Annotated in this window: 19 protein-coding genes; 14 read left to right on the top strand and 5 right to left on the bottom strand. The window is 73.3% G+C overall.

Annotated features, from left to right (window positions below; all coding sequences use genetic code 11):
- The first annotated feature begins 2 nt into the window (after window positions 1-2).
- Complete coding sequence (tsaD, locus tag GXP74_RS34965; RefSeq protein ID WP_182455250.1) at window positions 3-1097, top strand: tRNA (adenosine(37)-N6)-threonylcarbamoyltransferase complex transferase subunit TsaD; 1095 nt, start codon at window positions 3-5, stop codon at window positions 1095-1097.
- Window positions 1098-1200: 103 nt separating this feature from the next.
- Window positions 1201-2097 carry a polysaccharide deacetylase family protein gene (locus GXP74_RS34960; protein WP_225448406.1) on the top strand — a complete coding sequence of 299 codons (897 nt, stop codon included), beginning with the start codon at window positions 1201-1203 and terminating at the stop codon, window positions 2095-2097.
- Window positions 2098-2154: 57 nt separating this feature from the next.
- On the opposite strand, the gene GXP74_RS34955 is transcribed toward GXP74_RS34960, so the two are convergent.
- Window positions 2155-3348, bottom strand: coding sequence for a class I SAM-dependent methyltransferase (locus tag GXP74_RS34955; protein ID WP_182455249.1), 1194 nt, complete (start codon window positions 3346-3348; stop codon window positions 2155-2157).
- 207 nt (window positions 3349-3555) lie between these two features.
- Here GXP74_RS34955 and groES point away from each other — a divergent pair, with 207 nt between their 5' ends.
- Together groES and groL are read left to right on the top strand one after the other, a co-directional pair.
- The gene (groES, locus tag GXP74_RS34950) at window positions 3556-3864 is read left to right on the top strand and encodes a co-chaperone GroES (RefSeq protein WP_182455248.1); all 309 of its coding nucleotides are present in this window, start codon (window positions 3556-3558) and stop codon (window positions 3862-3864) included.
- A gap of 117 nt (window positions 3865-3981) precedes the next feature.
- Window positions 3982-5613, top strand: coding sequence for a chaperonin GroEL (gene groL / locus GXP74_RS34945; RefSeq protein WP_182455247.1), 1632 nt, complete (start codon window positions 3982-3984; stop codon window positions 5611-5613).
- Window positions 5614-5688: 75 nt separating this feature from the next.
- On the opposite strand, the gene GXP74_RS34940 is transcribed toward groL, so the two are convergent.
- On the bottom strand, window positions 5689-6351 hold the full coding sequence (locus GXP74_RS34940) for an MOSC domain-containing protein (RefSeq protein ID WP_182455246.1): 663 nt from the start codon (window positions 6349-6351) through the stop codon (window positions 5689-5691).
- A 77-nt stretch (window positions 6352-6428) separates the two neighbouring features.
- Window positions 6429-6746, bottom strand: coding sequence for a WhiB family transcriptional regulator (locus GXP74_RS34935; protein WP_182455245.1), 318 nt, complete (start codon window positions 6744-6746; stop codon window positions 6429-6431).
- A 406-nt stretch (window positions 6747-7152) separates the two neighbouring features.
- Here GXP74_RS34935 and GXP74_RS34930 point away from each other — a divergent pair, with 406 nt between their 5' ends.
- From GXP74_RS34930 to GXP74_RS34915, 4 genes are all read left to right on the top strand, one after another.
- Window positions 7153-7764 (top strand): response regulator transcription factor, encoded by a 612-nt coding sequence (locus GXP74_RS34930; protein WP_030251459.1) that lies wholly within the window; start codon window positions 7153-7155, stop codon window positions 7762-7764.
- Window positions 7765-7981: 217 nt separating this feature from the next.
- Window positions 7982-8620: an RNA polymerase sigma factor ShbA gene (gene shbA, locus GXP74_RS34925; RefSeq protein ID WP_370468504.1), complete on the top strand. Its 639-nt coding sequence runs from the start codon at window positions 7982-7984 to the stop codon at window positions 8618-8620.
- A gap of 197 nt (window positions 8621-8817) precedes the next feature.
- A complete protein-coding gene (guaB, locus tag GXP74_RS34920) occupies window positions 8818-10320 on the top strand; it encodes an IMP dehydrogenase (RefSeq protein ID WP_182455243.1) in 1503 nt (500 codons plus the stop codon).
- Between the two features lie 97 nt (window positions 10321-10417).
- The gene (locus GXP74_RS34915) at window positions 10418-11536 is read left to right on the top strand and encodes a GuaB3 family IMP dehydrogenase-related protein (protein WP_182455242.1); all 1119 of its coding nucleotides are present in this window, start codon (window positions 10418-10420) and stop codon (window positions 11534-11536) included.
- A gap of 52 nt (window positions 11537-11588) precedes the next feature.
- Here the strand turns inward: GXP74_RS34915 and GXP74_RS41705 are convergent, their stop codons facing one another.
- Complete coding sequence (locus GXP74_RS41705; protein WP_255528194.1) at window positions 11589-11720, bottom strand: hypothetical protein; 132 nt, start codon at window positions 11718-11720, stop codon at window positions 11589-11591.
- Between GXP74_RS41705 and GXP74_RS34910 the strand changes: the two genes are divergently transcribed.
- The 6 genes from GXP74_RS34910 to GXP74_RS34885 all read left to right on the top strand — a co-directional run bounded on the left by GXP74_RS34910 (window position 11710) and on the right by GXP74_RS34885 (window position 20710).
- Entirely contained in the window at window positions 11710-12075 is a 366-nt protein-coding gene (locus tag GXP74_RS34910; RefSeq protein ID WP_182455241.1) for a hypothetical protein, read from the top strand. The genes GXP74_RS41705 and GXP74_RS34910 overlap by 11 nt on opposite strands.
- 172 nt (window positions 12076-12247) lie before the next feature.
- Window positions 12248-13957, top strand: a complete 1710-nt coding sequence (locus tag GXP74_RS34905) for a glycerol-3-phosphate dehydrogenase/oxidase (RefSeq protein ID WP_182455240.1) — start codon at window positions 12248-12250, stop codon at window positions 13955-13957.
- Between the two features lie 47 nt (window positions 13958-14004).
- Complete coding sequence (locus tag GXP74_RS34900) at window positions 14005-15726, top strand: serine/threonine-protein kinase (protein WP_182455239.1); 1722 nt, start codon at window positions 14005-14007, stop codon at window positions 15724-15726.
- Window positions 15727-15828: 102 nt separating this feature from the next.
- Window positions 15829-17181: a hypothetical protein gene (locus GXP74_RS34895; protein ID WP_182455238.1), complete on the top strand. Its 1353-nt coding sequence runs from the start codon at window positions 15829-15831 to the stop codon at window positions 17179-17181.
- Window positions 17182-17357: 176 nt separating this feature from the next.
- Entirely contained in the window at window positions 17358-19253 is a 1896-nt protein-coding gene (locus tag GXP74_RS34890; RefSeq protein ID WP_225448405.1) for a serine/threonine-protein kinase, read from the top strand.
- A 71-nt stretch (window positions 19254-19324) separates the two neighbouring features.
- Complete coding sequence (locus GXP74_RS34885) at window positions 19325-20710, top strand: NAD(P)/FAD-dependent oxidoreductase (RefSeq protein ID WP_182455237.1); 1386 nt, start codon at window positions 19325-19327, stop codon at window positions 20708-20710.
- Between the two features lie 12 nt (window positions 20711-20722).
- On the opposite strand, the gene GXP74_RS34880 is transcribed toward GXP74_RS34885, so the two are convergent.
- Complete coding sequence (locus GXP74_RS34880) at window positions 20723-21616, bottom strand: hypothetical protein (RefSeq protein ID WP_182455236.1); 894 nt, start codon at window positions 21614-21616, stop codon at window positions 20723-20725.
- Window positions 21617-21709: the final 93 nt, after the last annotated feature.

Below are 21709 nucleotides of genomic sequence, written 5' to 3'. Positions count from 1 at the left end.
CCATGGCTGACGAACCGCTGGTCCTCGGCATCGAGACCTCCTGCGACGAGACCGGGGTCGGCATCGTCCGGGGCACCACCCTGCTCGCCGACGCCGTCGCCACCAGCGTCGAGGAGCACGGGCGCTTCGGCGGGGTGGTCCCGGAGATCGCCAGCCGGGCGCACCTGGAGTCGATGGTGCCCACCGTCCAGCGCGCGCTGGACGAGGCCGGGATCAAGGCGAGCGACCTGGACGGCATCGCGGTCACCGCGGGCCCGGGCCTGGCCGGCGCGCTGCTGGTCGGCGTCTCCGCCGCCAAGGCGTACGCGTACGCGCTGGACAAGCCGCTGTACGGGGTGAACCACCTGGCCTCGCACATCTGCGTGGACCAGCTGGAGCACGGGCGGCTGCCGGAGCCGACGATGGCGCTGCTGGTCTCCGGCGGGCACTCCTCGCTGCTGCTGACCAGCGACATCACCAGCGACGTCCGCTCGCTCGGGGCCACCATCGACGACGCCGCCGGGGAGGCCTTCGACAAGGTCGCCCGGGTGCTCGGCCTCGGCTTCCCCGGCGGCCCGGTGATCGACCGGTACGCCACCGAGGGCGACCCCGGGGCGATCGCCTTCCCGCGCGGCCTCAGCGGGCCGCGTACCGCGAGCTCCACGACTGGCGCCTACGACTTCTCCTTCTCCGGCCTGAAGACCGCCGTGGCCCGCTGGGTCGAGGCCAAGCGCCGGGCGGGCGAGGAGGTCCCGGTGCGCGACGTCGCCGCCTCCTTCCAGGAGGCCGTGACCGACGTACTGACCCGCAAGGCGGTACGGGCCTGCCGGGACAACGGGGTGGACCATCTGATGATCGGCGGCGGGGTGGCCGCCAACTCGCGGCTGCGGGCGATGGCGCAGGAGCGCTGCGAGCGCGCCGGGATCACCCTGCGGGTGCCCCGGATGAAGCTGTGCACCGACAACGGCGCGATGGTGGCCGCGCTCGGCGCGGAGATGGTCTGGCGCAACCGGGCCCCCTCGGCGCTGGACCTGTCGGCGGACTCCTCGCTGCCGGTGACCGAGACCCACGTCCCGGCGCCGCTCCCGCACGACGAACTGCACCGCCTGTCCGAGTGAGCCGTCCCGGTGGGGGCCGCCCGCTGGGCGATTACTGGGAACTGCCTGTGAGTCGGTAGCGTCTGCTCCTTCGGTAGCAGTCGACACCTCGGGAGCTCACAGCGTGAAGCGGTACGGCAGGACGCTCGGCACGACGGCGGGCGTGCTCGCCCTGATGGCGCTGGCCGGTGCCTGCGGCGGCACGCCCGCGGCGAGCGGCCCGGGGGCGTCCACGGCGCCCGCGGCCGGTGACGCGGCGACCGCCTCGGCTGCCGCCTCCGCCTCGGCCGCCGCTGCCGCCTCGGCACAGGCCGCCGCCGCGCGGGCCGCGGTGTGGGCCAAGTGGGGCCTGACCCCGCTGCTGCCGACCCCCGCGCCGCCCGCCGACCGCCCGATCAAGCTGACCCGTACCGGCAAGGTCCCGGTGATCAAGCAGGTCCCGACCGACCAGAAGGTCGTCTTCATCACCGTGGACGACGGCGCGGAGAAGGACCCGGCCTTCATCCGAATGGAACAGGACCTGCGGATCCCGATCACCATGTTCCTGATGAACGACACCATCAAGAACGACTACGGGTACTTCAAGCCGCTCCAGGCCCTGGGCAACAGCATCCAGAACCACACGCTGCACCACCCGGCGATGAACACCATCTCCGAGGACCAGCAGCAGCAGGAGGTCTGCGGCGACCAGAAGATCCTCACCGCCCAGTACGGCACCGCCCCGTACCTGTTCCGGCCCCCCTACGGCGCGGGCGCCTACTCCACCGCGCTGAACACCGCCGTCCAGGCCTGCGGCCCGCGCGCCATCGTCTACTGGACCGAGACCATGGAGATCACCGGTCTTGAGTACCAGACCCCCACCCGCAAGCTCCAGGACGGCGACATCATCCTGGCCCACTTCCGCGGCCCCTCGGAGCTCAAGGGCGAGACCATGACCAAGATGTTCGCCAACATGGTCAAGCGCATCGAGGAGCAGGGCTTCGCCGTCGCCCGCCTGGACGACTACATCCAGCGGCCCTAGCCCCAGCGTCCCTGGCCCTCCAGCAGCGGCGCGGTGTCCAGCACGTGCTCTGCCGGGCTACGCCCGGACGGGCTGCCCCAGCAGCATCGTCGGGGCACCCGCCACCCGGGTGAGGAAGACCGTGCAGGAGTTCACTCCTTCGGGTTTGAGTCGGCGGCGCAGCTCCTCCGGCTCGATCGCCGAGCCGCGCTTCTTGATGACGACCGTGCCCACGCCGCGCTCCCGCAGCAGCGCCTTGAGCTTCTTCAGGCCGAACGGGAGCACGTCGCCGATCTCGTACGCCGTCGCGTACGGGGTGGGCCGCAGCCGGTCGGTGGTGAGGTAGGCGATGGTCGGGTCGATCAGCGTGGCGTCCAGCTGCTCGGCCACCTCGGCGACCAGGTGGGCGCGGATCACCGCGCCGTCCGGCTCGTACAGGTAGCGGCGGACCGGTCCCGGCTCGGGGTCGGGCAGTCGGCCGCCGGTGAGGCTGGCACCGGCGGGGAGCAGGGTCGCCCGATGGGGTTGTCCGGCGGCGGTGCCGAACCACAGCACGGCCTCCTTGACGTCGCCGCCGTCGGAGACCCACTCCGCCTCGGCCTCCGGCGGCACCGCGTCGTGCGGGATCCCCGGCGCGACCTTCAGCGCCGCGAACGGCGCCCGCCGCGCCGCGCCGACCGCCCAGCTCAGCGGCGGCGAGTAGGCCTCCGGGTCGAAGATCCGGCCGCCCGTCGCCCGGCCACCGCCCCGGCCCCCGCGTCGGGCCGGGTCGACGAAGACCGCGTCGAAGCCGTCCAGGGCGATCCCGGCGACGTCGGCGCAGCGCTGCTCGATCAGCTCGGCCAGGCCCAGCGCCGCCGCGTTGGCCTCGGCGACGGCGCAGGTCAGCGGGTCGCGGTCGACCGCGAGCACCGAGATCCCGGCCCGGGCCAGGGCGATCGCGTCGCCGCCGACGCCGGAGCACAGGTCGGCCAGCCGCCGCACGCCCAGATCCGCGAACCGCCGCGCCCGCCACTGGGCGACGCTGGTCCGGGTGGCCTGCTCGACGCCGTCCGGGGTGAAGTACATCCGTTCCGCGTCCGCGCCGAACTTCGCCGCCGCCCGCTGCCGCAGCCGGGCCTGCCCGACGGCGGCGGAGACCAGCTCCGGCGGATGCTCCCGGCGCAGCCGGGTCAGCAGCGCCAGCTCCTCGCCGGGCGCGTGGCCGCGCGCCTCTTCCAGCAGGGTCTGGCCCCGGTCGGTCAGCAGGGTCCGGAAGGTCTCGATCTCCACGCGTTCATCATCGCGTAAGCGACTCGTTGGCACTCTGGTTGACTGAGTGCTAACGGCGGCCTAGTGTCGTCGTTGGCACTCTCCACTGGAGAGCGCTAACCCGCGAAGAGGGCGCGTCCGGCACCGCGACGACGGCTGCGCCATACCAATCTCTCCGCGACCCAAGACATGAATCACCCCGTGATCTCCGAAGGGGGAGGTCGGAACGTGACGACCACCAGCTCCAAGGTTGCCATCAAGCCGCTTGAGGACCGCATTGTGGTCCAGCCGCTCGAAGCCGAGAAGACCACGGCCTCTGGCCTGGTCATTCCGGACACTGCCAAGGAGAAGCCCCAGGAGGGCGTCGTCCTGGCCGTTGGTCCGGGTCGCTTCGAGGACGGCCAGCGTCTTCCGCTCGACGTGGCCGTCGGCGACATCGTGCTCTACAGCAAGTACGGCGGCACCGAGGTCAAGTACAACGGCGAGGAGTACCTCGTGCTCTCGGCCCGCGACGTCCTCGCGATCGTCCAGAAGTAAGACCCAGCTGTCCGCAGCTGCGACGCTGACCGCAGAGTCGTGACCCGCCCGGGCCCCAGTATTCACTGAGTGATACCGGGTGCCCGGGTTCGGTTGTTTGAGAGGGAATACCCAAGCATGGCGAAGATCCTGAAGTTCGACGAGGACGCCCGCCGCTCGCTCGAGCGCGGCGTCAACAAGCTGGCCGACACCGTGAAGGTGACGATCGGCCCCAAGGGCCGCAACGTCGTCATCGACAAGAAGTTCGGCGCCCCCACCATCACCAACGACGGTGTCACCATCGCCCGTGAGGTGGAGCTCGACGACCCGTACGAGAACCTTGGCGCGCAGCTCGTCAAGGAGGTCGCCACCAAGACCAACGACGTCGCGGGTGACGGCACCACCACCGCGACCGTGCTGGCCCAGGCGCTGGTCAACGAAGGTCTGCGGAACGTCGCCGCCGGCGCCGGCCCGTCCGGGCTGAAGAAGGGCATCGACGCCGCCGTCAAGGCCGTGTCCGACCACCTGCTCTCGGTCGCCCGTCCGATCGACGGCAAGGAGGACATCGCCGCCGTCGCCGCGCTGTCCGCCCAGGACCAGCAGGTCGGCGACCTGATCGCCGAGGCCATGGACAAGGTCGGCAAGGACGGTGTGATCACCGTCGAGGAGTCGAACACCTTCGGCCTGGAGCTTGAGTTCACCGAGGGCATGCAGTTCGACAAGGGCTACCTCTCGCCCTACATGGTCACCGACCAGGAGCGGATGGAGGCGGTTCTGGAGGAGCCGTACATCCTGATCCACCAGGGCAAGATCTCCTCCATCCAGGACCTGCTCCCGCTGCTGGAGAAGATCCTCCAGGGCGGCGCCAGCAAGCCGCTGCTGATCATCGCCGAGGACGTCGACGGCGACGCGCTGTCCACCCTGGTGCTGAACCGGATCCGCGGCACCTTCAACGCCGTCGCGGTGAAGGCCCCCGGCTTCGGCGACCGCCGCAAGGCCATGCTCGGCGACCTGGCCACCCTCACCGGTGCCACCCTCATCGCCGAGGAGGTCGGCCTCAAGCTCGACCAGGCCGACCTGAGCGTGCTGGGCACCGCCCGCCGCGTCACCGTGAGCAAGGACAACACCACCGTCGTCGACGGCGCCGGTGACTCGTCCGAGGTCGCCGGCCGGGTCGCGCAGATCAAGGCCGAGATCGAGAACACCGACTCGGACTGGGACCGCGAGAAGCTGCAGGAGCGCCTGGCCAAGCTGGCCGGCGGCGTCTGCGTGATCAAGGTCGGCGCGGCCACCGAGGTCGAGCTCAAGGAGAAGAAGCACCGCCTTGAGGACGCCATCTCGGCGACCCGCGCGGCGGTCGAGGAGGGCATCGTCGCCGGTGGTGGCGCCTCCCTCGTGCACGCCCAGAAGGCGCTCGACGGCGGCCTCGGCCTGTCCGGCGACGAGGCCGTCGGTGTCGCGGTCGTCCGCCGCGCGCTGGTCGAGCCGCTGCGCTGGATCGCCCAGAACGCGGGCCTTGAGGGCTACGTCATCACCACCAAGGTGGCGGAGCTGGACCACAACCAGGGCTTCAACGCCGCGACCGGCGAGTACGGCGACCTGATCAAGGCCGGTGTCATCGACCCGGTCAAGGTCACCCGCTCCGCCCTGCAGAACGCCGCGTCCATCGCGTCGCTGCTGCTCACCACGGAGACCCTGGTGGTCGAGAAGCCGGCCGAGGAGGCCGCTGCGGCGGGTCACTCGCACGGCGGCCACGGCCACTCGCACTGAGGCGGTACCGCTCGCACGCGCCGAGGCCCGGCCCCCGTTCCGACGGGGCGCCGGGCCTCGGCGCGTTCCGGCGCGCTAGCCGCGCAGCCGTTGGGCGGCGTGGTCGCGCTGGTGCGCGCCCAGCTCCGGGACCTCCAGCAGCAGCGGCAGCAGGTCCGGCTCCAGCGTCAGTGCCCGGAACACCACCCCGCTGGTCACCCGGTGCGTCGGCCGGGAGAGCACGGCCACCTCGTCCCCGGCCCGGATCTCACCGGGCGTGATCACCCGCAGGTAGGCGCCGGGCAGGGCCTGCCTGGTGAACCGCTTCATCCAGTGCCGCTCCTCCAGCCAGCCCTGGAAGGTGCGGCAGGGGATCCGGGTGGCGCAGACCTCCAGCACCACCTGCGGGCCGATCCGCCAGCGCTCGCCGATCAGCGCGTCGGTGGTGTCCACCCCGACCGTGGTCAGGTTCTCGCCGAAGGACCCGTTGTGCAGGTCACGGCCGAGCTCCCGCTGCCACAGGTCCAGCTCCTCCCGGCTGTAGGCGTAGACCGCCTGGTCGTCGCCGCCGTGGTGGCGGTCGTCGCAGACCTGGTCCCCGGCGAGGGCGCTGCCGCTGCTGCCCGGGGTGCCGCGCGGGCCCGGCGCGACGACCGCGAGCGGGCCCTCCACCGGGCGCTTGTCGATGGCCGTCCGGCCGATGTCGGTGTGCTCGGAGGCCCGGTCCCGGCCGACGTTGAGTGAAAGCAGCTTCCCCATGAGGGGAGCCTAGTGCGCGACACGCCCGGGCATGGGGGAGTTTTCCGCCGGGCGGCAGCCCCCACCCCGGGGCGTCCTCAGTTGCTGATCAGGGTGGACGACGGGTCCAGTGGACGCTGGCGGGCGCGGCCGAGCAGCTCCTCGCGCTCGTCCTCGGTGAGGCCGCCCCACACTCCGTACGGCTCGCGAACGGTCAGCGCGTGCGTCGCGCACTGGGCGCGCACCGGGCAGCGGGTGCACACCTCCTTGGCGGACTGCTCTCGCGAGCTGCGGGCCGCGCCGCGCTCGCCCTCGGGGTGGAAGAACAGCGAGCTGTCCACGCCGCGGCAGGCGGCGGCCAGTTGCCAGTCCCAGAGATCCGCGTTCGGGCCGGGGAGTCGGGAGAAGTCTGCCATTGCTCATTCCCTCGTGGGTTCAGGTGCGACGGTCAGCGGTGGATACAAGTCATATAACCCCAAAAAGAGAGCGAAAGGGACAAAAGGCACGTAAATCCCTCCAGTCGGCGGGGTTACCGCCGGGTTGCGCCGCCCGGGTCCATCGCGGTGGGGCGCGCCGGACGCGCGCGAGCCGCGCACGTACCCCCGACTGCACGCCGTGGCTGCTGATCTGTAGCGGGACGACCACGTAGAGTGCTGAAGGCGGCGGCCGACCCCGTAACTCATTCGAGTGACGGTCGTTGGGAGTGCTGAGAGCGGTCAACAGCGCTGGAGTCGGGGAAGACTTCAGCCGTCGTGATCGCGGGTGACGATTCGTACCAGCCAGGAGGCTCAACGTGACGCGGATCAGCTGCGGAGGACGGTCATGACTTCCGTCCTCGTCTGTGATGATTCACCGCTTGCCCGCGAGGCGCTGCGCCGCGCGGTGGCGACCGTTCCCGGCGTCGACCGGGTGACCACGGCGACCAACGGTGAGGAGGTGCTTCGCCGCTGGGTGGCCGACCGGTCCGACCTGGTGCTGATGGACGTGCGGATGCCCGGCCTCGGCGGCGTCGAAACCGTGCGGCGGCTGCTGTCCGCCGATCCGGGCGCCCGCATCATCATGCTCACCGTCGCCGAGGACCTGGACGGGGTGGCGCTCGCGGTGGCCGCCGGTGCCCGCGGCTACCTGCACAAGGACGCCTCCCGGGCGGAGCTGCGGGCCACCGTCACCCAGGCCCTGGCCGACCCGACCTGGCGGCTCGCCCCGCGTCGGCTCCGCTGCGCCGAGATGGGCGCCGCGCCGACGCTGACGGCCCGTGAGATCCAGGTGCTCGAAGGCATGAGCCACGGCCGTAGCAACGCCGAGATCGGGCGTGAACTGTTCCTCTCCGAGGACACCGTGAAGACCCACGCGCGACGTCTCTTCAAGAAGCTCGGCGCCTCCGACCGCGCGCACGCGGTCGCGCTCGGTTTCCGCTGGGGTCTCGTCCGCTGACCTGCCGGTTTCCGGACGCGGGCGCAGCCGTACGGGCGGAGCGTCCTCGTGGAGGGGAAGCGGGCATGGCCCGCTTCCTCGTCGAGGACGCACCATGGGGGTATGAGGTCTCTCCGGGAGTTGCTGACGGGGGTGGGCAGCCGTGGCGCATAACGTTCCGATGCACAAGTCGGGGTGCGGTGCCGCGTTTCCCGATGTGACCAGGCACCATGGAGCAGTGCGCGACGACGATGTGACCGCGGCCCCCGGCCGCGGACAGCCTTCCGGTGGGTTGCCCGTGCCCATCGGGGCTCTGGTGGTCCGCGCCGTCGGCGGTGACCCCGAGGCGACGGACGCGCTGTTGGCGCAGGTCCACCCGCTGGTGCTGCGCTACTGCCGGGCCAAGCTGGTCCGGTTGCCGGGCGGGGCCCGGCACCATGTGGACGACGTCGCGCAGGAGGTCTGCCTGGCGGTGCTCTGCGCGCTGCCGCGCTACCGCGACGAGGGCCGCCCGTTCGAGGCGTTCGTCTTCAGCATCGCCGCCCACAAGATCGCCGACCTGCAGCGGGCCGCGATGCGCGGCCCCGGGCAGCCGCTCTCGCTCGCCGAGGAGCTGCCGGAGAAGCCCGACGAGGCCCTCGGCCCGGAGGAGCGCGCGCTGCTCAGCAGCGACGCGGCCTGGGCCAGGGAACTGCTGGCCTGCCTGCCCGCCCGCCAGCGCGAGCTGGTGCTGCTGCGGATCGCGGCCGGGCTGACCGCCGAGGAGACCGGTGAGGTGCTCGGCATGTCCGCCGGAGCCGTCCGGGTCGCCCAGCACCGCGCGCTGAGCCGGCTCCGCGCCCTCGCCGGGGGCGCCCACGAGGACCTCTCCGCCTGATCCCGGCGTCCGGGCCCGGCCCCGCCGGGGCCGGTGCGCGGCCCGGAGGGAGAGCATCCCGCTACCGGTAGACTGAGATATCGGTGCCGAGCTGCCCATCCAGCGGCCCCCGGTGGCGCCGTGTTGCGCGGGTGGGTGCGCCAAAAGAGTCTTCCCCCCGCTTCCTAGGTCTCCGGGTCGGTACGGGAAGGTGCCCAATGTCTTTGAATGCCGCAGGTGTACCCGAGAAGTTCGCCATGCTCGGGCTCACCTACGACGATGTCCTGCTGCTCCCCGGCGCTTCCGACGTGCTGCCCAACCAGGTGGACACCTCCTCACGGGTCTCCCGTAACGTCCGGGTCAACATCCCTCTGCTCTCCGCCGCCATGGACAAGGTCACCGAGGCGCGGATGGCGATCGCCATGGCCCGCCAGGGCGGTGTCGGCGTGCTGCACCGCAACCTCTCCATCGAGGACCAGGTCAACCAGGTCGACCTGGTGAAGCGCTCCGAGTCGGGCATGGTCACCGACCCGATCACGGTGTCGGCGGACGCCACCCTGGCCGAGGCCGACGCGCTCTGCGCCAAGTTCCGGATCAGCGGCGTGCCGGTCACCGACCCGGCCGGGCGGCTGCTCGGCATCGTCACCAACCGCGACATGGCCTTCGAGGCCGACCGCAGCCGCCAGGTCCGCGAGATCATGACCCCGATGCCGCTGATCACCGGCGAGGTCGGGATAAGCGGTGAGGACGCCATCGCCCGGCTGCGCCGCCACAAGATCGAGAAGCTGCCGCTGGTCGACGCCGACGGCGTGCTCAAGGGCCTGATCACGGTCAAGGACTTCGTCAAGGCCGAGAAGTACCCCCACGCCGCCAAGGACTCCGAGGGCCGGCTGCTGGTCGGCGCCGCCGTCGGCACCGGCTCCGAGTCGCTGGAGCGGGCCCAGGCGCTGGCCGCCGTGGGCGTCGACTTCCTGATCGTGGACACCTCGCACGGCCACAACGGCAACGCGCTGAACTGGATGGCGAAGATCAAGGCGGCCGTCAACGTCGACGTGATCGGCGGCAACGTCGCCACCCGCGACGGCGCGCAGGCGCTGATCGACGCCGGTATGGACGGGGTCAAGGTCGGCGTCGGCCCGGGCTCGATCTGTACCACCCGCGTGGTCGCCGGGATCGGCGTGCCCCAGGTCACCGCGATCTACGAGGCGGCCGTGGCCTGCCGCGAGGCGGGCGTCCCGGTCATCGGCGACGGCGGCCTGCAGTACTCCGGCGACATCGGCAAGGCGCTGGCGGCCGGTGCCGACACGGTCATGCTCGGCAGCCTGCTCGCGGGCTGCGAGGAGTCCCCGGGCGAACTGCTCTTCATCAACGGCAAGCAGTTCAAGTCGTACCGCGGCATGGGCTCGCTGGGCGCGATGCAGTCCCGCGGCCAGGCCAAGTCCTTCTCCAAGGACCGCTACTTCCAGGGCGACGTCACCTCCGACGAGAAGCTGATCGCCGAGGGCATCGAGGGGCAGGTGCCCTACCGCGGCCCGCTGTCGGCGGTGCTGTACCAGCTGGTCGGCGGCCTGCGGCAGACCATGGGCTACGTCGGCGCGGGCACCATCGCGGAGATGGAGTCCAAGGGCCGGTTCGTCCGGATCACCTCGGCCGGGCTGCGCGAGAGCCACCCGCACGACATCCAGATGACCGTCGAGGCGCCGAACTACCACGGCAAGTAGTCCGCCGTCGGGGCGATGGGGGTCGCTGCGGCGGCCCCCTTCGCCGTGTGCGGGATACTGGTGCACGGCAGTAGCAGGTTGAACGAAGGGCTGGGACGTGACCGAGATCGAGATCGGGCGGGGCAAGCGGGGCCGACAGGCGTACGCCTTCGACGACATCGCCGTCGTACCGAGCCGCCGGACCCGGGACCCGAAGGAGGTCTCGATCGCCTGGCAGATCGACGCCTACCGCTTCGAGCTGCCGTTCCTGGCCGCACCCATGGACAGCGTGGTCTCGCCGGAGCAGGCCATCGCCTTCGGCCGGATGGGCGGCCTCGGCGTGCTCAACCTGGAAGGCCTGTGGACCCGCTACGAGGACCCGCGCCCGCTGCTCCAGGAGATCACCGAGGTCAAGGACGAGGCGCTGGCCACCCGGCGGCTGCAGGAGATCTACCGGGAGCCGATCAAGGCCGAGCTGATCGGCCGACGGCTGAAGGAGATCCGCGACTCCGGGGTGGTCACCGCCGCCGCGCTGTCGCCGCAGCGCACCGCCGAGTTCTCCAAGGTCGTGGTGGACGCGGGCGTCGACATCTTCGTGATCCGGGGCACCACGGTCTCCGCCGAGCACGTCTCCGGCGCGGCCGAGCCGCTGAACCTCAAGCAGTTCATCTACGAGCTCGACGTCCCGGTGATCGTCGGCGGCTGCGCCACCTACACGGCGGCGCTGCACCTGATGCGCACCGGCGCGGCCGGCGTCCTGGTCGGCTTCGGCGGCGGCGCGGCGCACACCACCCGCACCGTGCTGGGCATCCAGGTGCCGATGGCGACCGCGGTCGCGGACGTGGCCGCCGCCCGGCGCGACTACATGGACGAGTCCGGCGGCCGGTACGTCCACGTGATCGCGGACGGCGGCGTCGGCTACAGCGGCGACCTGGCCAAGGCCGTCGCCTGCGGCGCGGACGCGGTGATGATCGGCGCCGCGCTGGCCCGCGCCAACGACGCGCCGGGCCGGGGCTTCCACTGGGGCATGGAGGCCGTGCACGAGGAGCTGCCGCGCGGCAAGCGGGTGGACCTGGGCACGGTCGGTACCACCGAGGAGATCCTCTCCGGCCCCTCGCACACCCCCGACGGCACCATGAACCTGTTCGGCGCGCTGCGCCGGGCGATGGCCACCACCGGCTACTCCGAGCTCAAGGAGTTCCAGCGGGTCGAGGTCACCGTCTCCCGCAGCAAGTAGCGGCAGCTGGCCGGAGGCCCCCGCGCGGGGGCCTCACGGCTGTCCGGGGCGCTCAGCGGCGGCGGCCCCGGTTCGGCAGCTGCGCCCCGCTGAAGCGGCGGGTGAAGACGAACGCCTCCAGGCCGCCGATCACGAAGAAGAACAGCGACATCGCGTCCAGGCTGTCCTTCCAGGTGCTGAACATCATGTTCAGGTTGCCGAAGATGGTGTCTGCCCAGGGCCAGGCCGATCACCAGGCCGATGGCCAGCGCCAGATAGCCGATCTCGTGCTTGGTGAGGTCGATCACCGCGCCGTACAGCAGCGCCGAGACGATCATCGCGCCCACCGCCGCCACGATGCCCAGGCCCGGACGGTTGTGCTCCGGGACCGGCTGGGTCATCCCGTAGGCCCCGGCGAAACCGGCCGGGCCGGGCTGGAAGGGCTGGCCCGGCTGGTCGGTCGGCGGCCCGAAACCGGGCGCGGGCGCGGGCGCGGCGGCGTGGGCCGGGGCGGGTGGCCCGGAGCGCGGGCGGGGCACGGCGAGTCGGCGGCAGGCTAGCAGGTGGCAACGGGTGTTCCCAGTGAGTTCGGGGGTTCGATTCAGCTGGTGCGGCTGGGACGTGACTGCGGTCCGCCGGTTTGGGCAGATACCCGGCAGGCTGGTGATCGGTGGCCAGTTGACCGGGCGTCCGGTGCGCCCGAGCCGGGGAGTGCGTACTGCGGAGGCAGCCATGCGAAGCACGAAACTGGGTCCGGCCGAACGGGCGGAGTCGCTGGCCCGGATGGCCGAACGGGAACTCGACATCCTGGTCGTCGGCGGCGGCGTGGTCGGCGCCGGGACCGCGCTGGACGCGGTCACCCGCGGCCTGTCCACCGGCATCGTGGAGGCCGGGGACTGGGCCTCGGGCACCTCCAGCCGCTCCAGCAAACTGATCCACGGCGGTCTGCGCTACCTGGAGATGCTGGACTTCACCCTGGTCCAGGAGGCGCTGAGGGAACGCGGCCTGCTGCTGGAGACCCTGGCCCCGCACCTGGTCAAGCCGGTGTCCTTCCTCTACCCGCTGCGGCACCGGGGCTGGGAGCGCGCCTATGTGGGCTCCGGGGTGGCCCTCTACGACGCCATGTCGGTGTCCGGATCGCACGGCCGCGGGCTGCCGCTGCACCGGCACCTGGGCCGCCGTCAGGCCCTGCGGCTGGCGCCCTGCCTGCGCCGGGACGCCCTGGTCGGCGCGGTGCAGTACTACGACGCCCAGATGGACGACGCCCGCTACGTGGCCACCCTCGTCCGCACCGCCGCCGGCTACGGCGCCTGGGCCGCCAACCAGGCCCGGGTGACCGGCTTCCTGCGCGAGGGGGAGCGGGTTGTCGGTGCCCGGGTGCATGATCTGGAACTGGGAGGTGAGTTCGAGGTACGCGCCCGACAGGTCGTCAACGCGACCGGCGTGTGGACGGACGAGACGCAGGCCCTGGTCGGCACCCGCGGCCAGTTCCACGTGCGCGCGTCCAAGGGCATCCACCTGGTGGTTCCGCGCGACCGGATCCACTCCGCCACCGGGCTGATCCTGCGGACCGAGCGGAGCGTGCTGTTCGTCATCCCCTGGGGCAGGCACTGGATCGTGGGCACCACGGACACCGAGTGGACTCTGGGCAAGGACCACCCGGCGGCCAGCGGCGCCGACATCGAGTACCTGCTCGACCATCTGAACTCGGTCCTGGCGGTGCCGTTGACCAGGGAGGACGTCGAGGGCGTCTACGCCGGGCTGCGCCCGCTGCTGGCCGGGGAGTCCGAGGCGACCTCCAAGCTCAGCCGCGAGCACGTGGTCCAGCACTCCGTGCCCGGTCTGGTGGTGGTCGCCGGGGGCAAGTACACGACCTACCGGGTGATGGCCCGGGACGCCGTGGACGAGGCCGTGCACGGCCTGGACCAGCGGGTTCCGCCGAGCTGCACCGAGCGGGTGCCGCTGGCCGGGGCCGAGGGCTACCAGGCGCTGTGGAACGGCCGCGCCGAGCTGGCCCGGACCAGCGGACTCCACGTGGCCCGGGTCGAGCACCTGCTGAACCGTTACGGCTCACTCGTCGGCGAACTGCTGGAACTCATCGCCGCCGAGCCGGGACTGGCCGAACCGCTGGGCGGGGCGGACGACTACCTGCGCGCCGAGGTCGTCCACGCGGTCCGCAGCGAGGGCGCCCAGCGCCTCGACGACGTGCTGGCCAGGCGCACCCGGATCTCCATCGAGACCTTCGACCGGGGCACCGCCAGCATGCGCGAGGCCGCCGAGCTGATGGCCGGTGAACTCGGTTGGGACCAGCGCCGGATCGACCGCGAGGTGGAGCAGTACCGGATCCGGGTCGCGGCCGAACGGGAGTCGCAGCGGCAGCCGGACGACCTCACCGCCGAAGCCGCCAGACTGGGGGCGGAGGACATCGTCCCGCTCGGGTAGGGGACGATGGGGTCGGGAGATTCACACGCGGAGGGGACCTCATCCAGATGACCGCTAATCAGGACGCGTCGGGGAGGTTGCTGGCGGACCGATACCGGCTGGTGTCGGTGCTCGGCCGGGGCGGCATGGGCACGGTCTGGCGGGCCGTGGACGAAGTCCTCGGCCGCCCGGTCGCGGTCAAGGAGCTGCGCTTCGCCGCCGGAGTGGACGAGGACGAGCGCCGTCGGCTGATCGCGCGCACCCTGACCGAGGCCAAGGCCATCGCCCGGGTCCGGCACACCGCCGCGATCACCGTCTACGACGTGGTCGAGGAGGACGACCGGCCGTGGATCGTGATGGAGCTGGTGGAGTCCCGCTCGCTGAGCGAGGTGATCAGCAGCGAGGGCGTGCTGCCGCCGCTGCGGGCCGCCGAGATCGGCCTGGAGCTGCTGGCGGTGCTGGCCCAGGCGCACCGCTCGGGCATCCTGCACCGTGACGTCAAGCCGTCCAACGTGCTGATCGGGCACGACGGGCGGGTGGTGCTCACCGACTTCGGCATCGCCCGGGTCGAGGGCGACCCCTCGGTCACCTCCACCGGGATGCTGGTCGGCGCGCCCTCCTACATCTCCCCGGAGCGGGCCCGCGGCCGGGTCCCCGGGGCCCCGGCCGACCTGTGGTCGCTCGGGGCGACCATGTACGCGATGGTCGAGGGCCATCCGCCGTACGACAAGGGCTCGGCGCTGTCCACGCTGACGGCGGTGATGACCGAGGAACTGGTGCCGCCCGCCAACGGCGGCTCGCTGGCCCCGGTGATCGCCGGGCTGCTGCGCAAGGACCCGGAGCAGCGCTTCGACGAGCCGACCACCCGGCAGCTGCTGCTGCGGGTGCTGGCCGAGGCCGAGACGGAGCCGCAGCTCCAGCAGCCGCAGCCGCAGCCGCAGCCGTCGCTCCGAGCGCAGCCGCCGCTCCAGCCGCCGCTCCAGCCGCCGCGGTTCGAGCCGCAGCCTCAGCCCCAGCCGCGCCCCCGGGCGCGCCCGACGGCCACCGGCGGACCTGGCTACGACCTGCCGACCCAGCGCCTGCGCGAGCCCGCCCCGGCGGTCGGCTACGACGGCGGCGGTTTCGACGGCGGCGCCTACGACGGCGGCGACGGGCCCCGCACCGAGGCGATGCCGCTGCCGGGCGGGCCGTCCGAGCCGCTGGCCGCGCGGCTGTCCGCCCCCCAGGCCGGTGACCCGCGCTCGCGGCGGCGGCTGGCCCGGGTGCTGGTGGCCCTGCTGGCGCTGCTGCTGGTGGCCGGCGGCGGGGTCTGGGTGGCCATGGCGCAGCAGACGAAGCCGGGCCTGGCGGCTGGTTTCGAGCGGGCGGCCGTGCCCGGCGGCGGCACCATCGACATCCCCAAGGGCTGGACGATCACCCGGCTCGCGACCGACCGCTGGCGCTACCGAGGCGCCGCCGGGACGCTGGTGGTGGCCTGGACCGGTACCCCCGGCAGCAGCGCCCTGGCCGAGTTGGCCAGCGAGGAGTCGCGCGACGCCGGGAGCTACCCGCACTACCGGCAGCTCCAGTCGCAGTCGGTCTCCTACCGGAGCTGGAACGCCGCGGACTGGGCCTGGAGTTACACCGGCAGCGGCGGCGAGGCGCTGCGCTCGGTCGAACGCGAGTTCGTGGTGGACGGCCAGGACGGCTACTCGATCGACTGGACCGCGTCCGCGTCCGGCTGGGACGGCTCCAAGAACCGCGATCTGCTGGCGGGCTTCTACAGCACCTTCCAGCCGGGGAGCCGGTAGCGGGCCCGGCGACGGCCACCGGCGGGCCGGTGGAGGGCAGAACGCGCGGAAGGACGACGGACGGCGGCCACGGCGGGCCGAGGCACGGAGGGAGGAGGCGGCATGGGCAGGGCGGCATCCCACGGCGGCTCCTCGGGGCGCGCCGCCCGCACCGACCCCGGCGCCGTCCCCGTCTCTGACCTCGGCGGCCGGACGCTGGCCGGGCGCTACCAGCTCACCGGCCGCCCGCTGGGCGCCGGGGTCGCGGCGGTGGACACCCGCAGCGGCACGGCCGTGCGGCTGGACGCGGTGCCGCTGCCGGAGCTGGTCACCCCGTTCGACCAGGACCGGCGGTCCGTCCCCGAGGCCGACGACACGGCGGCCCGGGCGCTGGCCCGGGCCGCCTTCGCGGCCGGGGCGGTGCCGGACCACGCGCGGCTGGTCCAGACGTTCGAGGCGTTCGCCGAGGACGGCTACCTGTGGGTGGCGGGCGAGGTGGTCCGGGGCGTGCCGCTGGAGCTGCTGCTGGACCGGGGCGGCCCGCTCGCCCCGTACCGCGCCGCCGAGGTCGCGGGCGACCTGGCGGCGGCGCTGCGGGCGGTGCACGCGGTGGGGCTGGTGCACGGCAACGTGACCCTGGAGACGGTCGTGGTCTGCGACGACGGTTCGGCGCTGCTCGGCGGGCTGGCGGTCGGCGCGGCGCAGGAGGCGCTGTGCGGCGGCCCCGGCAGCGAGATCCCCGGCGCCGGGGTCCCGGCCTCGGCCTGGACCCCGGCCCGGGTGCGCGCCCGGGACGCGCGGACGGTGGTGGTCGGCCAGGTGCCCGAGCGCTGGGCCCCGGAGCAGCGCGGGCCCGGTCCCGCGCCGCGCCCGGCCGAGGCGGCACCGGCGCCGGGGCTCGCGGTGGGACCGGCGGCGGACGTCTGGGCGCTGGGCGCGCTGCTGCACCGGCTGCTGACCGGTGACCCGCTGCCGTCGGACCCGTCGGACGGACCGGGATCGCCCGCGCCGGGGCCGGTGCGGCTGACCAAGGGCGCGTCCGCGCCGGATCCGCTGGGCCCGCTGGCGCCGCTGGTCGGTCGGCTGCTGGCGGACGACCCGGGCGCCCGTCCGGACCTGGCCGAGGTGGAGGAACAGGTGCGGCAGCTGCTGTCGCGGGCGCCGGAGCCGTTGGGCCCGGGCGCGCCGTCGGGTCCGGCCGTGCTGCTGCCGGGGCCGCGCCGCCCGGCCCTGCTCGGACGGGTCCTCGGCGGCGGCGGGCCGTTCGCGGGGCCGTTCCCGGGATCCTCTGGGCGGTCGGCCGAACTCGCGGACCGGACCGGCCGGTTGGGCGCGGACCACGCGGTCGCGCACCACGCGGCACCGCACCGGCCGCCGTCCCGGCGTTCCCCCGGCTGGCTGGGTGCGGTGTTGGTGGGTAGCGTTCTCCTGACAGTCATATCGGTGCTGGTGGTTGCCGCGCTCGTCGCCGGTTGAGCGCCGGGTCGGGCGCCCGCCCGCGCGTCACATCCGGGTCACAGGGCCGCCCCGCCGTTCCGGTCGGGCCGCGGGTTGCCTAGTCTGTGCACCACGAGCATTGGGGATTACGCGCGGCGTCTGGAACCCTGCCGCCGATTCGGCACTCGGCAGGGACCAGGCAAGGGGGAGCACGGGTGGGCACGGAAGACGGTTCGGCGGCGGAGGCGGGGCGCGGGGGCACCCCGCCGCACGGTACGGCGCCGGGGGGCGCGGCCACCGCCGATCCGACCGCCCGGATGCTGGCGGGACGCTACCGGCTGGGCGTGCGGCTGGGGCGCGGCGGCATGGGCACGGTCTGGCACGCGGTGGACGAGATGCTCGACCGCGAGGTCGCGGTCAAGGAGCTCTCGGTCGGCCACCTCGCCGAGGAGGACCTGCAGATCGTCCAGTCCCGGATGAAGCAGGAGGCCCGGGCGGCGGCGCGGATCAAGCACCCCGGCGTGATCACCATCCACGACGTGCTGGAGCAGGACGGCAAGCCGTGGATCGTGATGGAGCTGATCGACGGCCGGTCGCTGGCCGAGCTCGTGGAGCAGGAAGGCACCCTGAACGCCCGTGAGGCGGCCGGGATCGGCGCCCAGGTGCTGGCGGCGCTGCACCGGGGGCACCAGGTCGGGGTGATCCACCGCGACGTGAAGCCGGCCAACGTGCTGCTGGAGCACGGCACCGGCCGGGTGGTGCTCACCGACTTCGGCATCGCCACCTACGAGGGCGACTCGGCGCTGACCCGCACCGGCGACCTGATCGGTTCGCCCGACTACCTCGCCCCGGAGCGGGTGCACGGCTCCCGCCCGGGACCGGCCTCGGACCTGTGGGGGCTCGGCGCGACGCTGTTCGCCGCGGTCGAGGGCGAGTCGCCGTTCCGCCGCGACTCGCCGCTGACCACGCTCACCGCCGTGGTGACCGACCCGCTGCCGGAGCCGCGCAACGCGGGACCGCTCACGCCGGTGCTGCGCGCGCTGATGTCCAAGGACCCGGCCGAGCGCCCGAGCGCGCCGGACGCCATCCGGATGCTGCAGGGGGTCGCCGCCGGGGACACCACCAGCATCGCCGTGCCGCCGAACCCGCTGCGCAACGCCACCAGCCTGGTGCCGCTGGTCGACCGCAACGAGCATCCGCCGGTGTCGCACGCCCGCGCCGAGGCGGTCGGCACCGCGCCGACCCGGATCGAGCAGCCGACCGAGCCACGGTCGGCCGAGCAGCAGCGCACCGACGAGCAGCGCACCGACGAGCAGCGGTCCGACTCCCAGCGGCTGGAGCCGCAGCGGATCGAGTCCTTGCTGGAGCGCGGGACCGAGTCGCGTCCCGCCCCCCGCCGGGCCCAGCCCGCGAGCCCGGTGCGGCACCGCCGGATCTGGCCCTGGCTGCTGGTGGCCGGGCTGCTGGCGGCGCTGGTGGGTGGCGGCCTGACCTACGACTACAAGATCTTCCGGCACCGCCAGCCCACCGCCGACACCACCACCGGCCCCGGACCGAGCGCCGGCCCCAGCACCGGTGCCTCCGGCAGGCCGTCGCAGACCGGCAGCCCGGCGGCCGGAGCCGGCTACACGCCGATGGTCCCGCCCGGCTACACCCTGGTGCACGACCCGTCCGGATTCAGCTTCCCGCTGCCGGACAACACCAGCACGCCCTGGATCAGGCAGCCGGACAGCAAGATCACGGCGATCAACTACTCGCCCGACCCCTCCGAGACGTACCTGATCTGCTTCGCGGTGACCAACGGCCAGCCGCTGACCCCGCTACAGCACGCCCAGCAGATGGCGCAGAGCCTGGCCAAGAACGACAGCAGCTACACGGACGCCCAGATGGCCGTCAACCAGTTCCACGGCTACGTCGGCGCGCGGTGGAGCTTCTCGTACACCAAGCAGGGCCAGGCCGGTGCCCCGAGCGCGCTGCACGACGTGATCGAGCAGCTGTACAAGGACAACACCGGTACCGAGTACGACATCCTGGTCGACTACCCGGACACCGACTGGAAGACCGGCTACCAGCGGTTCCTGGACGTCACCGGCGGATTCAGCGTTCCCTGACCGCAGGACTCCCCGCCCGGTCGCGGGTACGGTAGAACGACAGGCCAGAACCCTCACCAAGGGAGTCGGTCATGGTTGTCCCCGCATTCGCCACCCCTGACGTCGTCGTGATCGGGCTGGGCCCCGGCGGGGAGGAGGTGGCCGGACGGCTCGCGGACGCGGGCCTGGACGTCGTCGGGGTCGACGAACGCCTCCTCGGCGGCGAGTGCCCCTACTGGGGCTGCATCCCCTCCAAGATCATGGTGCGGGCCGGGAACCTGGTCGCCGAGGCCCACCGGGTCCCCGGCAGCGCCGGGACCTGCCACGTGCACACCGAGTGGGCGCCGGTCGCCCGGCACGTCCGGGCCGCCACCGACAACTGGGACGACAAGGTCGCGGTGGACAGGCTGACCGGCCGGGGCGCGCGCTTCCTGCGCGGCTACGGGCGGCTCACCGGCCCGCACGAGGTCACCGTGCTGCACAGCGGCGGCGACACCGAGACCGTGCTGCGGCCCAGCCGGGCGATCGTGCTCGCGGTCGGCTCGCGCCCGGTCGCCCCGCCGGTCCCCGGCCTGGCCGGGACCGGCTACTGGACCAACCGCGACCTGATCGAGACCCCGGAGCTGCCGGAGTCGCTGCTGGTGCTCGGCGGCGGCGCGGTGGGCCTGGAGCTGGGCCAGGCGCTCCAGCGGATGGGCTGCGCGGTCACCGTGCTGGAGTCGCAGCCCCGGCTGCTGGCGCGGGAGGAACCGGAGGCCGCCGAGCTGCTGACCCGGGTGCTGACCACCGAGGGCGTGTCCGTGCACACCGGCACCGAGGCCGCCTCGGTGGCCTGGTCCGGCGACCGGTTCACGGTCACCGGGCGCCGCGGCGAGCGGCTGGGGGCGCAGCGGCTGCTGGTCGCCGCCGGACGCCGGGTGGAGCTGGACCGGCTGGGGGTGAGCGTGCTCGGGGTACCGCTGGACGCGCGGGCGCTGCCGGTGGACGAGCGGATGCGGGTGCCCGGGGCCCCCGGGGTGTGGGCGGTCGGCGACGCCACCGGCAAGGGCGCGTTCACCCACATGGCCATGTACCAGGCGGACATCGCGGTCCGGGCGATCCTCGGCCAGGGCGGTCGCGCGGCCGAGTACCACGCGGTGCCCCGGGTCACCTTCACCGACCCGGAGATCGGCGCGGTCGGGCTGACCGAGGCCCAGGCCCGGGACCGCGGCCTGGCGGTCCGCACCGGCTGGACCGACCTGGCCGCCAGCAGCAGGGGCTTCGTCCACGGCCGGGGCAGCGAGGGCTTCGTCAAGCTGGTCGCCGCCGACGGGCACCTGGTCGGCGCGACCGCCGCCGGTCCCTCCGGCGGCGAGGTGCTGGGGCTGCTGACCCTGGCGGTGCAGACGCGGACCCCGCTGGCCGACCTGGCGGCCACCATCTGGGCCTACCCGACCTTCCACCGGGCGGTCGGCGCCGCCCTGCAGCCGCTGCTCTGACCCGGCGCGGGCTCAGCCCCGGGCCTTGCCCCGGTCCAGCAGGCGGCGCTGGGCGTACGCGGCCGCGTGCTTGGCGGCCGCCAGGGCCAGCGGGTCGCCGGTCCCGGGGTGGCCGTTGGTCGGGCCGGCGATGGTGAAGTAGTCGTACCGGCCGACGGCGGCGTGGGTCTGCGTGCAGGCGGCCTTCACGCAGAACGCCGGGATGTGCCCCTGGACCAGCGGCTGCATCTCGCCGGTGTACTTCGGCAGCACGGCGGCGGCCTGCGCGGCGTCGTCGAACACGGCGACGCCCACGGTGACCGCGTGGCCGTCGGTGACGTAGGTGGAGCGGAGCAGCTCCCGGCAGCCGTGCGCGGCCAGCACGTTGCCGAGACCGCCGGTGGTCCCCTTCCAGCAGGGGATGGTGGTGGCGGTGGCGGCCAGGGTGTACACCTTGCCGCCGATGGTCAGCTTGGCGGCGTCGAACACGGTGGTCGGGCTGAGCGGCGCGGTGTCGGTGGCGGCGCTGGAGATCACCTGGAGCGGTGCCGGGCGGCTCGGCTTCGGCTTCGGCGCGGCGTCCGCGGTCGGCCGCGGCGATCCCGATCCCGATCCCGACGCCGTCGGCGAGGCGTGGCTGCCGCCCCCGGACCGGAGCACCACGCCCGCGGTGAGCCCGGCGACGCAGAGCGCCCCCAGTACCGCACCGGCCAGCCGCAGCCGCCGCCGTCGGCGCAGCTTGGCCTCGTTCCGGTCGGCCAGCGCCTGCCAGTCGGGACCCGCCTGCCAGTCCGGCCCGGGCGGGACGTACGGGCCGGGCCGGGTCGGTGGCGCCTGCCAGTCCGGCCCGGGCTGGACTGGCGGCGGTTGCTGCCGGTAGGGGTCCCAGGGCGCGCCGCCGTCGGGCGGTCCGGTCCGATCGCTCATGAGCCGCGAGCATAGTGAAGGAGTCGGCCAGTTGTTCGCGGTACGCAGCTACGTGCGGGCCCACGAACGAACGGCCCGACGCGGCGCGGTTCA

It is taken from the genome of Streptacidiphilus sp. P02-A3a (genome assembly GCF_014084105.1).
Lineage (GTDB): Bacteria > Actinomycetota > Actinomycetes > Streptomycetales > Streptomycetaceae > Streptacidiphilus.
The sequence above is the reverse complement of the archived record's forward strand: the minus strand, read 5'-3'. Positions and strand labels throughout refer to the sequence as shown.